Here is a 12,987-nt window from a genome sequence, read left to right as displayed (position 1 = left end):
ACGCAGTCGGGGCCGGCAGGCCGTCAGAGGTCGGCCAAGATCGCGCACACGATGTCCAGCCCCTCACTCAGCAGCTCGTCGCCGATGGTCAGCGGCGGCAGTAGCCGGATGATGTTGCCGAACATGCCGCAGGTCAAAATGATGACGCCGGCGGCGTGGGCCGCGGTCGCCAGCCGCTCGGTCAGCCCGGCGTCGGGCTCGGTGGTTCCGGATTTGACCAGCTCTACGGCGATCATGGCGCCGCGACCACGCACGTCGCCGATCCGGTCGTCGACGGCCTGCAGCGTCGTCAACCGGTCGGTCACCAGGCGTTCGATCTGGCGGGCCCGCTCGATCAGCCCGTCGCTTTCGATGGTTGCGATGGTGGCCAGCGCGGCCGCACAGGCCACCGGGTTGCCGCCGAACGTGCCGCCCAGGCCGCCCACGTGCGGGGCGTTCATGATCTCGGCGCGGCCGGTGACCGCCGACAGCGGCAATCCATCGGCGATGCCTTTGGCCGTGCAGATCAGGTCGGGCTCTAGACCGTCGGGGCCCTCGTGCTCGCAGGCGAACATCGCCCCGGTACGGGCAAAGCCGGTTTGCACCTCGTCGGCGATGAACACCACATGGTTCTTGCGGCACCAATCGAGGAGGGCAGGTAGGAACCCTTCGGCCGGAACGATGAAACCGCCTTCGCCCTGGATCGGTTCGATGACGAGGGCGGCCAGGTTGTTCGCGCCTACCTGCTTGTCGATGACGCCGATGGCTCGGGCCGCGGCTAGCTCACCATTGGTAGCCAGTTGCTTATCGAGGAGGCCGTCCCGATAGGGGTAAGACAATGGCGCTCGGTAGATCTCCGGCGCGAACGGACCGAAGCCGCTCTTGTAGGGCATCGACTTGGCGGTCAGCGCCATCGTTAGGTTGGTGCGACCGTGGTAGGCGTGGTCGAACGCCACCACCGCGGGCTTGCCGGTGTAGGAGCGTGCGATCTTGACGGCGTTCTCGACTGCCTCGGCGCCGGAATTGAACAACACCGAGCGCTTGGGGCCCGAACCTGGGGTAATCCGGTTGAGTTGCTCGGCGACGGCCACGTACCCCTCGTATGGCGTCACCATGAAGCAGGTGTGGGTAAATTCGGCCACCTGCGTGCGCACCGCATCCACCACGCGTGGCGACGAGTTGCCGATCGTCGTCACTGCGATGCCCGAACCCAGGTCGATGAGCCGGTTACCGTCCACGTCTTCCACGATGCCGCCGCCGGCGCGGGCTACGAACACCGGCAGGGTGACCCCAACACCGCTGGACACCGCCGCCGCCCGGCGGTGAGTCAGTGCCTGCGATGCGGGACCGGGGATTTCGGTGACCAGGCGCCGACTCTGCTGCAGGCTGGCCACAGATCCTCCTCACCCGGCTCGCCGGTTCACATCGCTGGTAAAGCCTATCTGCTGACCGATGTTTCCGGCCTGCCAGACTGGACGGGCACACTGGACTGTTACCAGGTGCGCGGCCCGCGGGTAGGCCTGGCACCGTGATCGCAATACCAATACGAAAGACGGGTTGATGGAGAGTTTCGTTTTGTTCTTGCCGTTCCTGCTCATCATGGGTGGGTTCATGTACTTCGCGTCGCGCCGCCAGCGACGGGCCATGCAAGCCACCATCGATCTGCACGACTCGTTGCAGCCCGGGGAGCGGGTACACACGACTTCTGGGCTGGAAGCCACCATCGTCGCCATTGCCGACGACACCATCGACCTCGAGATCGCGCCCGGGGTGGTCACCACGTGGATGAAGTTGGCGATTCGTGACCGAATTCTGCCGGACGACGACATCGACGAGGAGCTCAACGAGGACCTTGACAAGGATGTTGACGACGTGGCCGGCGAGCGCCGGGTGACCAACGATTCCTGACCGGCAACCGGCCGACCGGAACCGACGAGCCGCTTGCGCGACGCGCCCCGGCGCGACACGTAGGCTCTGTCGGGGGTAGAAAACTGATTCTCGAGGAGATACAAGGAACGTGGCATCGTCTTCGGCGCCGGTGCACCCTGCCCGTTACCTGTCGGTGTTCCTGGTGATGCTGATCGGCATCTATTTGCTGGTGTTTTTCACCGGGGACAAGCACACCGCCCCCAAACTCGGCATTGACCTGCAGGGCGGCACCAGGGTCACGCTGACCGCGCGCACACCGGACGGCTCGGCCCCGAGCCGGGAAGCGCTGGCACAGGCGCAGCAAATCATCAGCGCGCGGGTCAACGGGCTGGGAGTGTCCGGTTCGGAGGTGGTCGTCGACGGTGACAACCTGGTCATCACGGTGCCCGGCAACGACGGCAGCGAGGCACGCAACCTCGGACAGACCGCTCGGCTGTACATCCGGCCGGTGCTCAACTCGATGCCGGCGCAGCCCGCAGCCGAAGAACCGCAGCCGGCACCCAGCGCCGAACCGCAGCCGCCCGGTCAACCCGCCGCACCGCCGCCAGCCCAATCGGGGGCGCCGGCTTCACCGCAACCTGGGGCCCAACCGCGGCCCTATCCGCAGGACCCGGCGCCATCGCCCAACCCGACCTCACCGGCCAGCCCGCCGCCGGCGCCGCCCGCTGAGGCGCCGGCCACGGATCCGCGCAAGGATCTCGCCGAGCGCATCGCCCAGGAGAAGAAGCTGCGGCAGAGCACCAACCAATACATGCAGATGGTTGCACTGCAATTCCAGGCGACCCGCTGCGAGAGCGACGACATTTTGGCCGGCAACGACGACCCGAAACTGCCGTTGGTGACCTGCTCGACCGACCACAAGACCGCGTACCTGCTGGCGCCGTCGATCATCAGCGGCGACCAGATCCAAAACGCCACCTCGGGTATGGACCAGCGCGGCATCGGCTACGTCGTCGACCTGCAGTTCAAGGGTCCGGCGGCCAACATCTGGGCCGACTACACCGCCGCCCATATCGGCACCCAGACGGCGTTCACCCTGGACTCGCAGGTTGTCAGTGCACCGCAGATCCAGGAAGCGATCCCCGGCGGCCGAACCCAGATCAGCGGTGGGGATCCGCCATTCACCGCGGCGACCGCACGCCAGCTCGCCAACGTCCTCAAGTACGGGTCGCTGCCGCTGTCCTTCGAACCGTCGGAAGCCCAAACGGTTTCGGCGACCTTGGGGTTGTCATCGCTGCGCGCGGGCATGATCGCGGGTGCGATCGGCCTGCTGTTGGTGCTGGTGTATTCGCTGCTCTACTACCGAGTGCTGGGACTGCTCACGGCCTTGTCGCTAGTGGCTTCTGGCTCAATGGTTTTTGCGATCCTGGTGCTCTTGGGCCGATATATCAACTACACCCTAGATCTGGCTGGTATTGCGGGCCTGATCATCGGTATCGGGACCACCGCCGACTCGTTCGTGGTGTTCTTCGAACGCATCAAAGACGAGATCCGCGAAGGCCGTTCGTTCCGGTCGGCAGTGCCGCGCGGTTGGGCGCGTGCCCGCAAGACGATCGTGTCGGGCAACGCCGTCACTTTCCTGGCCGCTGCCGTGCTGTACTTTCTGGCGATCGGTCAGGTGAAGGGGTTCGCGTTCACCCTGGGCCTCACCACGATCCTGGACCTCGTCGTGGTGTTCTTGGTGACGTGGCCGTTGGTGTATCTGGCGTCCAAATCGTCGCTGCTGGCCAAGCCGGCATACAACGGCCTGGGAGCGGTGCAGCAGGTCGCACGCGAACGCCGGGCCATGGCTCGGACGGGACGGGGATAGCCGATGGCGTCGAAAGCAAAGACCGGCCGCGACGACGAAGCCACGTCGGCGGTCGAACTCACCGAGGCCACCGAGAGTGCTGTGGCGCGGACCGACGGCGACAGCACCACAGACACCGCCTCGAAGCTGGGGCACCATAGCTTCCTTTCGCGCCTGTACACCGGCACCGGGGCGTTTGAGGTAGTGGGACGCCGCCGGTTGTGGTTTGGCGTGAGCGGTGCGATCGTCGCGGTGGCCATCGCCAGCATCGTCTTTCGTGGGTTCACCTTCGGCATCGATTTCAAAGGCGGTACCACGGTGTCGTTCCCGCGTGGCAGCACCCAAGTCGCGCAGGTCGAAGACGTCTACTACCGGGCCCTCGGCAGTGAGCCCCAGTCGGTGGTGATCGTCGGGGCCGGTGCTTCGGCGACGGTGCAGATTCGTTCGGAGACGCTGACCAGCGACCAGACGGCCAAGCTGCGGGACGCCCTATTCGAGGCCTTCGGGCCCAAGGGAACCGACGGTCAGCCCAGCAAGCAGGCCATCAGCGACTCGGCGGTGTCGGAGACCTGGGGCGGTCAGATCACCAAGAAGGCGGTGATCGCGCTGGTGGTGTTTCTGGTGCTGGTCGCCCTCTACATTACCGTGCGCTACGAGCGCTACATGACCATCTCGGCGATAACGGCCATGCTCTTCGACCTGACCGTCACCGCCGGCGTTTATTCCCTGGTGGGTTTCGAAGTCACCCCGGCCACGGTCATCGGCCTGCTGACCATTCTCGGGTTCTCGCTCTATGACACCGTCATCGTGTTCGACAAGGTCGAGGAGAACACCCATGGCTTCCAGCACACCACCCGGCGCACCTTCGCCGAGCAGGCCAACCTGGCGATCAACCAGACGTTCATGCGGTCGATCAACACCAGCCTGATCGGCGTGTTGCCGGTGTTGGCGCTGATGGTGGTGGCGGTCTGGCTGCTGGGCGTCGGCACTCTCAAAGACCTGGCGCTGGTGCAGCTGATCGGCATCATCATCGGCACCTACTCGTCAATCTTCTTCGCCACGCCGCTGTTGGTTACCCTCCGTGAGCGCACGGAGTTGGTGCGCAACCACACCCGTCGGGTGCTCAAACGGCGTAACTCCGGCTCGCCGGCGGGATCAGAGGACGCCAGCACGGATGGCGGCGAGCAGCCGGCAGCCGCTGATGAACAGTCGCTGGTGGGGATCACGCAGGCCAGCAGCCAATCCGCCCCGCGGGCGGCCCAGGGCTCCAGCAAGCCGGCGCCGGGGGCGCGCCCAGTGCGTCCCGTCGGTACCAGGCGTCCGACCGGCAAGCGGAACGCCGGTCGGCGGTAGGCGCGGTGGCCCCCCGCCGCCGGCGTCATACGCGCATCGCCGGCCTGCGAGTCGTTGGTACCGCGACGTTGGTCGCCGCAACCACGCTGACCGCGTGTTCGGGCAGCGCCGCGGCTCAGATCGACTACGTGGTCGACGGCGCGCTGGTCACCTACAACACCAATACCGTCATCGGTGCCGCGTCGGCCGGGGCGCAGGCATTCGCCCGGACTCTCACCGGGTTTGGCTATCACGGCCCCGACGGCCAAGTGGTGGCTGACCGCGACTTCGGAACGGTCTCGGTGGTGGAGGGGTCGCCGTTGATCCTCGACTACCAGATCTCCGACGACGCCGTCTATTCCGACGGCAGGCCGGTGACCTGTGACGACCTGGTATTGGCCTGGGCGGCCCAATCCGGCCGCTTTCCCGGCTTCGACGCTGCTACGCAGGCCGGCTATGTCGACATCGCCAACATCGAGTGCACGGCGGGGCAGAAAAAGGCCCGGGTGTCGTTCATCCCGGATCGCAGTGTCGTTGACCACTCCCAGCTGTTCACCGCGACGTCGCTGATGCCGTCGCACGTGATCGCCGACCAGCTGCACATCGATGTTACCGCGGCGTTGCTAAGCAACAACGTGTCAGCGGTGGAACAGATTGCGCGACTGTGGAATTCCACGTGGGACCTCAAGCCGGGCCGCAGCCACGACGAAGTCCGCAGCCGCTTCCCCTCGTCGGGACCGTACAAGATCGAATCCGTCCTGGACGATGGCGCCGTGGTGCTCGTCGCCAATGATCGTTGGTGGGGCACCAAGGCGATCACGAAGCGGATCACCGTCTGGCCGCAGGGAGCCGATATCCAAGACCGGGTCAACAACCGCAGCGTCGACGTGGTCGACGTCGCGGCCGGTTCATCGGGATCCCTGGTAACCCCCGACAGCTACCAGCGCACCGACTACCCGTCGGCCGGGATCGAGCAGCTGATCTTCGCACCACAAGGTTCACTCGCGCAAAGCCGCACCCGCCGCGCGCTCGCGTTGTGTGTACCCCGGGACGCGATCGCTCGGGATGCCGGGGTTCCGATTGCCAACTCGCGGCTGTCCCCGGCGACCGACGATGCCCTCACCGATGCCGACGGCGCCGCCGAAGCACGTCAGTTCGGCCGGGTGGACCCCGCCGCCGCTCGCGACGCGCTGGGTGGTACGCCGCTGACCGTGCGGATCGGCTACGGCAGGCCCAACGCTCGGTTGGCGGCCACCATCGGAACCATTGCCGACGCCTGCGCCCCGGCCGGGATCACCGTTTCGGATGTGACGGTGGACACACCCGGACCGCAAGCGCTGCGGGACGGAAAGATTGACGTATTGTTGGCGAGCACCGGTGGGGCCACCGGCAGCGGATCGAGCGGATCGTCTGCGATGGATGCCTATGACTTGCACAGCGGCAACGGAAACAATCTATCGGGGTACGCAAACGCTCAGATCGACGGCATCATCAGCGCGCTCGCGGTGTCGGCCGACCCCGCCGAGCGGGCCAGGTTGCTTGCCGAGGCCGCGCCGGTGCTCTGGGATGAGATGCCAACCTTGCCGTTGTACCGGCAGCAGCGCACGTTGTTGATGTCGACGAAAATGTATGCGGTGAGCAGGAATCCGACGCGATGGGGGGCAGGGTGGAACATGGATCGCTGGGCGCTGGCGCGGTGACGATGGCCAGTGCCATCTGCAGGTAATTGACAGAATTCCACGACGAGAAGCGGACCTATCGGAGCGTAGTGTCGCAGGTGCTCCGGGCTGTCTGGGAGAGGATGTGTGCCATGGCGGTACATGGGCTGGTGACTACGTGTTGAACGTGATCGCGACGGGGCTCTCCTTAAAGGCACGGGGGAAGCGCCGCCGGCAGCGTTGGGTCGACGACGGGCGGGTATTGGCGCTCGGTGAGTCCCGCCGGAGCTCAGCCATATCTGTGGCCGACGTGGTTGCGTCGCTGACCCGGGATGTGGCCGACTTTCCGGTTCCCGGCGTCGAGTTCAAGGACCTCACCCCGCTATTCGCCGACCGAAGAGGATTGGCCGCGGTAACCGAAGCGCTGGCCGATCGGGCGTCCGGAGCTGACCTGGTGGCCGGCGTCGACGCCCGCGGGTTTCTGGTGGCAGCCGCGGTCGCCACCCGGCTCGAAGTGGGTGTGCTGGCCGTTCGCAAGGGCGGCAAGCTGCCCCGGCCGGTGCTCAGCGAGGAGTACTACAGGGAGTACGGCGCCGCCACTCTGGAGATTCTCGCTGAGGGCATCGAGGTTGCGGGCCGCCGTGTCGTGATCATTGACGACGTGTTAGCAACCGGCGGCACCATCGGCGCGACGCGACGCCTGCTTGAGCGCGGTGGCGCCAACGTGGCCGGGGCGGCCGTAGTGGTGGAACTTGCGGGGTTGAGCGGTCGCGCGGCGCTCGCACCGCTGCCGGTGCACAGCCTGAGCCGCCTGTGAGGGATATCCTCTAGGTCGGAGGTGACGAACGTGGCCGAGGACCAGCTCACGGCGCAAGCGGTTGCACCGCCCACGGAGGCTTCTGCGGCTCTCGAGCCCGCTCTCGAGACGCCCGAGTCGCCGGTCGAGACTCTTAAGACCAGCATCAGCGCGTCGCGTCGGGTGCGGGCCCGATTGGCCCGGCGGATGACCGCCCAGCGCAGCACCACCAATCCGGTGCTCGAGCCGTTGGTGGCGGTGCACCGGGAGATCTATCCCAAGGCCGACCTGTCGATCTTGCAGCGAGCCTACGAGGTCGCTGACCAAAGGCATGCCAGCCAGTTGCGGCAGTCCGGTGATCCCTACATCACCCACCCGTTGGCCGTTGCCAACATTCTGGCCGAGTTGGGCATGGACACCACCACTTTGGTGGCCGCGCTGCTGCACGACACCGTCGAGGACACCGGTTACACCCTGGAGGCGTTGACCGAGGAATTCGGCGAAGAGGTGGGCCATCTCGTCGACGGGGTGACCAAGCTGGATCGGGTGGTGTTGGGCAGCGCCGCCGAAGGCGAGACTATTCGCAAGATGATCACCGCGATGGCCCGCGATCCGCGGGTGCTGGTGATAAAGGTGGCTGACCGGTTACACAACATGCGCACCATGCGCTTCTTGCCGCCGGAGAAGCAGGCCCGCAAGGCCCGTGAGACGTTGGAAGTCATTGCACCCCTGGCGCATCGGCTGGGCATGGCCAGCGTCAAGTGGGAGTTGGAGGACCTGTCCTTCGCGATCCTGCATCCCAAGAAGTACGAGGAGATCGTCCGGCTGGTCGCCGGTCGCGCGCCGTCCCGGGACACCTACCTGGCCAAGGTGCGTGCCGAAATCGTCAACACGCTGACCGCGTCGAAGATCAAGGCGACGGTGGAGGGCCGCCCCAAGCACTATTGGTCGATCTACCAGAAGATGATCGTTAAGGGCCGCGACTTCGACGACATCCACGACCTGGTCGGTGTGCGCATCCTGTGCGACGAAATCCGGGACTGCTACGCGGCTGTCGGCGTAGTGCATTCGCTATGGCAGCCGATGGCGGGTCGGTTCAAGGACTACATCGCCCAGCCCAGATACGGTGTGTACCAGTCACTGCACACCACTGTGGTCGGGCCTGAGGGCAAGCCGCTGGAAGTGCAGATCCGTACCCGCGACATGCACCGCACCGCCGAATACGGCATCGCCGCGCATTGGCGCTACAAAGAAGCCAAGGGCCGCAACGGTGTTCTTCATCCGCATGCCGCCGCGGAGATCGACGACATGGCCTGGATGCGTCAGCTGCTCGACTGGCAACGTGAGGCGGCCGACCCCGGTGAGTTCTTGGAATCATTGCGCTACGACCTTGCGGTGCAAGAGATTTTCGTGTTTACCCCCAAGGGCGACGTGATCACGCTGCCAACCGGTTCGACGCCGGTGGACTTCGCTTACGCGGTGCACACAGAGGTGGGCCACCGCTGCATCGGCGCCCGAGTGAACGGCCGGTTGGTAGCGCTGGAACGCAAGCTGGAAAACGGAGAAGTTGTCGAGGTTTTCACGTCCAAGGCGCCGAACGCCGGGCCGTCGCGGGACTGGCAGCAGTTCGTGGTGTCGCCGCGCGCAAAGACGAAGATCCGCCAGTGGTTCGCCAAGGAGCGGCGTGAGGAGGCGTTGGAGACCGGTAAGGATGCGATGGCCCGCGAGGTGCGCCGCGGTGGACTTCCGTTGCAGCGCTTGGTCAATGGTGAGTCCATGGCGGCGGTGGCCCGCGAGCTGCACTACGCGGACGTGTCAGCACTCTATACCGCCATCGGTGAGGGGCACGTGTCGGCGAAACACGTCGTGCAGCGGTTGTTGGCCGAGCTCGGCGGTATCGACCAGGCGGAAGAGGAACTCGCCGAGCGGTCCACGCCGGCGACCATGCCGCGGCGCCCACGCAGCACCGACGATGTCGGGGTCTCCGTCCCCGGCGCCCCGGGCGTGCTGACCAAGCTGGCCAAGTGCTGCACGCCGGTTCCGGGCGATGTGATTATGGGGTTCGTCACCCGTGGCGGCGGGGTCAGTGTGCACCGCACCGACTGCACCAACGCCGCATCGCTGCAGCAGCAGGCCGAGCGCATCATCGAGGTGCTATGGGCGCCGTCGCCGTCGTCGGTGTTTCTGGTGGCAATCCAGGTCGAGGCACTCGACCGGCACCGGCTGCTGTCGGATGTGACGCGCGCACTGGCCGACGAGAAGGTCAATATCCTGTCCGCGTCGGTCACCACTTCGGGGGACCGGGTGGCGATCAGTCGATTCACCTTCGAGATGGGTGACCCCAAGCACCTCGGGCACCTGCTCAACGCCGTCCGCAACGTCGAAGGTGTCTACGACGTCTACCGGGTGACCTCGGCCGCGTAGCGCGCTTTTCTCCGCCGAGCAGACGCAGAATCGCATTGGGCGGGCTGATTTCGTGCGATTCTGTGTCTGCTCGGCGAGCGTCGGGCTAATCCAGCAGCACCGACGTGATGGTGACTTCGGTGGCGGGCTTGCCGTCTTCGCCGCCACCGGCGACGCCGGCCTTGGCGATCTTGTCCAGGGTGGTCAGTCCGTCGGCCTGGATCGTGCCGAACACGGTGTATTGGGGTGGCAGCTTTGAGTCCCGGTAGACCATGAAGAACTGGCTGCTGTTGGTATTAGGGCCGGCGTTGGCCATGGCCAGTGTCCCGCGCGGATAGATGACGGGCTCGTTCAACTTGGGGTCGTTCGCCGAGTATTGGTCGGTGGGGTATTCGTTGGCGAACTGGTAGCCCGGACCGCCCGTGCCGTCGCCCTTAGGGTCGCCGCATTGCAGAACCGCCAACATTGGTGAGGTGGTCAGCCGGTGACAAGTGGTGCCCTTGAAGAAACCCTGCTGCGCGAGGCTGACGAAACTATTGACCGTACACGGCGATTCGTTGTTGGCCAGCATTAGACCGATGTTGCCCTGGTTGGTCACCATGCTCACGCTGACCTGGGCCGGGTCGGTGGGTACCTTGCCGGTCCGGGGCAACTTGACCGGTTTGACGGCCTTGTCCGGCGACGGCGGGTACTGGCAGTTGGCGCCGAGGTTGGCCGACGGCTTGAACGGCGGCAGCGGGGGAGCGGTCGCGGCCTGCGGGGGGCTGGTCGAGGCCGAGTCGGTGGGGGTTGCTGACGTGGTGCTCTGGTGGTCGTCCTTGTTGACCACCACCGTGACGACTACCGCGACGATCACGGCCACCGCTGCGAGTGAGCCACCGACGATAGTCAAGATGCGACGGCGTTTGGCTTGCTTGGCGCGGCGCTCTAGTTGTCGTTCGAGTTTGCGTTTGGCTGTGGCACGTCGCTGAGCATTGGTCGGCACGAAAGCACAGGCTAATCGGGGCGCCGCGACCGGTGTCAAGTGGCCCATGTTCGCGGCCCGCCTCGTCCCCGGACGCCGGGGATGGGAAACTGGGAACCGTGTTGATCACCGGATTTCCTGCGGGGTTGCTGGCGTGTAACTGTTATGTGCTGGCCGAGCGGCCCGGAACCGACGCCGTCATCGTCGATCCGGGCCAGGGTGCGATGGGCACGCTGCGTCGCATCCTCGACAAGAACCGGCTGACCCCTGCCGCGGTGCTGCTCACCCACGGACACATCGATCACATCTGGTCCGCGCAGAAGGTCTCAGACACCTTCGGCTGCCCCACCTATGTGCATCCCGCCGACCGGTTCATGCTGACCGACCCCATCTACGGCCTGGGCCCGCGGATAGCGCAGCTGGTTGCGGGTGCGTTCTTTCGTGAGCCTAAACAGGTTGTGGAGCTGGACCGAGACGGCGACAAGATCGACCTCGGCGGCATCTCGGTCAACATCGATCACACACCGGGTCACACCCGCGGGTCGGTGGTCTTCCGGGTCCTGCAGGCGACCAACAACGACAAGGACATCGTGTTCACCGGTGACACCCTGTTCGAGCGTGCGATAGGCCGCACCGACTTGGCCGGCGGCAGCGGCCGCGACCTGTTGCGCTCCATCGTCGACAAACTCCTGGTGCTCGACGACAGCACGGTGGTGCTGCCCGGGCACGGCAACTCCACCACCATTGGGGCCGAGCGGCGCTTCAATCCGTTCCTTGAGGGCTTGAGCCGGTGACGGAATTCTCGTCATTTTCGGCCCCCAAGGGGGTACCGGACTACGTCCCGCCCGACTCGGCGCAGTTCGTCGCGGTGCGCAACGGGCTGCTCGCGGCGGCCCGTCAAGCCGGCTATAGCCACATCGAGCTGCCCATCTTCGAGGACACCGCCCTGTTCGCCCGGGGCGTGGGTGAATCCACCGACGTGGTGTCCAAGGAGATGTATACGTTCGCCGACCGTGGCGACCGCTCGGTGACGCTGCGGCCCGAGGGCACCGCCGGGGTGGTGCGTGCGGTGATCGAACACGGGCTGGATCGCGGCGCGCTGCCGGTGAAGTTGTGTTATGCGGGCCCGTTTTTCCGCTACGAGCGTCCGCAGGCCGGCCGGTATCGCCAGTTACAGCAAGTCGGGGTGGAGGCGATCGGCGTCGACGACCCGGCGTTGGACGCCGAGGTGATCGCCATTGCCGACGCCGGGTTCCGCTCGTTGGGTCTCGACGGGTTCCGGCTGGAAATCACCTCCCTGGGAGACGAGAGTTGCCGTCCGCAGTACCGGGAACTGTTGCAGGAGTTCTTGTTTGGACTCGATCTCGACGAGGACACCCGCAGGCGCGCAGGGATCAATCCGCTGCGGGTGCTCGACGACAAGCGACCCGAATTGCGTGCGATGACGGCGTCGGCGCCGGTGTTGCTGGATCATCTGTCTGATGTCGCCAAGCAGCATTTCGACACCGTGCTCGCCCATCTGGACGCGCTTGGAGTGCCCTATGTCATCAACCCGCGCATGGTGCGCGGCCTGGACTACTACACCAAGACCGCCTTCGAGTTCGTCCATGACGGGCTTGGTGCGCAATCGGGGATCGGCGGCGGGGGGCGCTACGACGGCCTGATGCACCAGCTTGGCGGGCAGGACTTGTCGGGCATCGGGTTCGGGCTGGGCGTGGACCGGACCGTGCTGGCGCTGCGGGCCGAGGGCAAGACGGCGGGGGACAGCGCCCGGTGCGACGTGTTCGGCGTGCCGCTTGGCGAGGCGGCCAAGCTCAGGCTGGCGGTGCTGGCTGGACGACTGCGCGCGGCCGGGGTGCGGGTTGACCTTGCCTATGGTGATCGCGGGCTCAAAGGCGCGATGCGCGCGGCCGCTCGTTCCGGCGCCCGTGTTGCGTTGGTAGCGGGCGACCGCGACATCGAGGCCGGGACGGTCGCAGTGAAGGACTTGACGACGGGTGAGCAAGTTTCGGTCTCGATGGATTCGGTTGTGGCCGAAGTAATTTCGCGGCTGGCTGGGTAGTCGCCGCTTCCAGCCGGAGTCACCGAAATCACTTGCGCCACCGTGGCCGCAGGGCCTCAAGGCGGCCATTCTTGT

10 protein-coding genes are annotated in these 12,987 nt (G+C 65.9%); 8 read left to right on the top strand and 2 right to left on the bottom strand.

What is annotated here, in order from left to right; all coding sequences use genetic code 11:
• Window positions 1-23: 23 nt before the first annotated feature.
• Window positions 24-1,373 carry a 4-aminobutyrate--2-oxoglutarate transaminase gene (gabT, locus tag FF952_RS13745; RefSeq protein WP_003413395.1) on the bottom strand — a complete coding sequence of 450 codons (1,350 nt, stop codon included), beginning with the start codon at window positions 1,371-1,373 and terminating at the stop codon, window positions 24-26.
• A gap of 166 nt (window positions 1,374-1,539) precedes the next feature.
• Between gabT and yajC the strand changes: the two genes are divergently transcribed.
• The 6 genes from yajC (at window position 1,540) to FF952_RS13715 (ending at window position 9,907) form a co-directional block, all read left to right on the top strand.
• Window positions 1,540-1,887: a preprotein translocase subunit YajC gene (yajC, locus tag FF952_RS13740; protein ID WP_003413391.1), complete on the top strand. Its 348-nt coding sequence runs from the start codon at window positions 1,540-1,542 to the stop codon at window positions 1,885-1,887.
• A 109-nt stretch (window positions 1,888-1,996) separates the two neighbouring features.
• Window positions 1,997-3,718, top strand: coding sequence for a protein translocase subunit SecD (secD, locus tag FF952_RS13735; RefSeq protein ID WP_003413385.1), 1,722 nt, complete (start codon window positions 1,997-1,999; stop codon window positions 3,716-3,718).
• Between the two features lie 3 nt (window positions 3,719-3,721).
• Window positions 3,722-5,050 carry a protein translocase subunit SecF gene (gene secF, locus FF952_RS13730; protein WP_003899387.1) on the top strand — a complete coding sequence of 443 codons (1,329 nt, stop codon included), beginning with the start codon at window positions 3,722-3,724 and terminating at the stop codon, window positions 5,048-5,050.
• 5 nt (window positions 5,051-5,055) lie between these two features.
• On the top strand, window positions 5,056-6,729 hold the full coding sequence (locus FF952_RS13725; protein WP_003413373.1) for an ABC transporter substrate-binding protein: 1,674 nt from the start codon (window positions 5,056-5,058) through the stop codon (window positions 6,727-6,729).
• A gap of 103 nt (window positions 6,730-6,832) precedes the next feature.
• Entirely contained in the window at window positions 6,833-7,504 is a 672-nt protein-coding gene (locus tag FF952_RS13720; protein ID WP_003413369.1) for an adenine phosphoribosyltransferase, read from the top strand.
• A 30-nt stretch (window positions 7,505-7,534) separates the two neighbouring features.
• A complete protein-coding gene (locus FF952_RS13715; RefSeq protein WP_003413368.1) occupies window positions 7,535-9,907 on the top strand; it encodes a RelA/SpoT family protein in 2,373 nt (790 codons plus the stop codon).
• Between the two features lie 85 nt (window positions 9,908-9,992).
• On the opposite strand, the gene ppiB is transcribed toward FF952_RS13715, so the two are convergent.
• The gene (gene ppiB, locus FF952_RS13710) at window positions 9,993-10,871 is read right to left on the bottom strand and encodes a peptidylprolyl isomerase PpiB (protein ID WP_003917032.1); all 879 of its coding nucleotides are present in this window, start codon (window positions 10,869-10,871) and stop codon (window positions 9,993-9,995) included.
• 98 nt (window positions 10,872-10,969) lie between these two features.
• On the opposite strand from ppiB, the gene FF952_RS13705 reads away from it, so the two are divergent.
• Both FF952_RS13705 and hisS read left to right on the top strand, forming a co-directional pair.
• Window positions 10,970-11,644 carry an MBL fold metallo-hydrolase gene (locus FF952_RS13705; RefSeq protein WP_003413366.1) on the top strand — a complete coding sequence of 225 codons (675 nt, stop codon included), beginning with the start codon at window positions 10,970-10,972 and terminating at the stop codon, window positions 11,642-11,644.
• On the top strand, window positions 11,641-12,912 hold the full coding sequence (gene hisS / locus FF952_RS13700) for a histidine--tRNA ligase (RefSeq protein WP_003904886.1): 1,272 nt from the start codon (window positions 11,641-11,643) through the stop codon (window positions 12,910-12,912). Before FF952_RS13705 ends, hisS begins: the two co-directional genes overlap by 4 nt.
• The last annotated feature ends 75 nt before the right edge of the window (window positions 12,913-12,987 follow it).

The sequence above is a fragment of the Mycobacterium tuberculosis complex sp. N0072 genome, from assembly GCF_030323725.1.
Taxonomy (GTDB): Bacteria; Actinomycetota; Actinomycetes; order Mycobacteriales; family Mycobacteriaceae; genus Mycobacterium; species Mycobacterium tuberculosis.
Note: the sequence above shows the minus strand (reverse complement) of the source record. Positions and strands in the feature narration are given on the sequence as shown.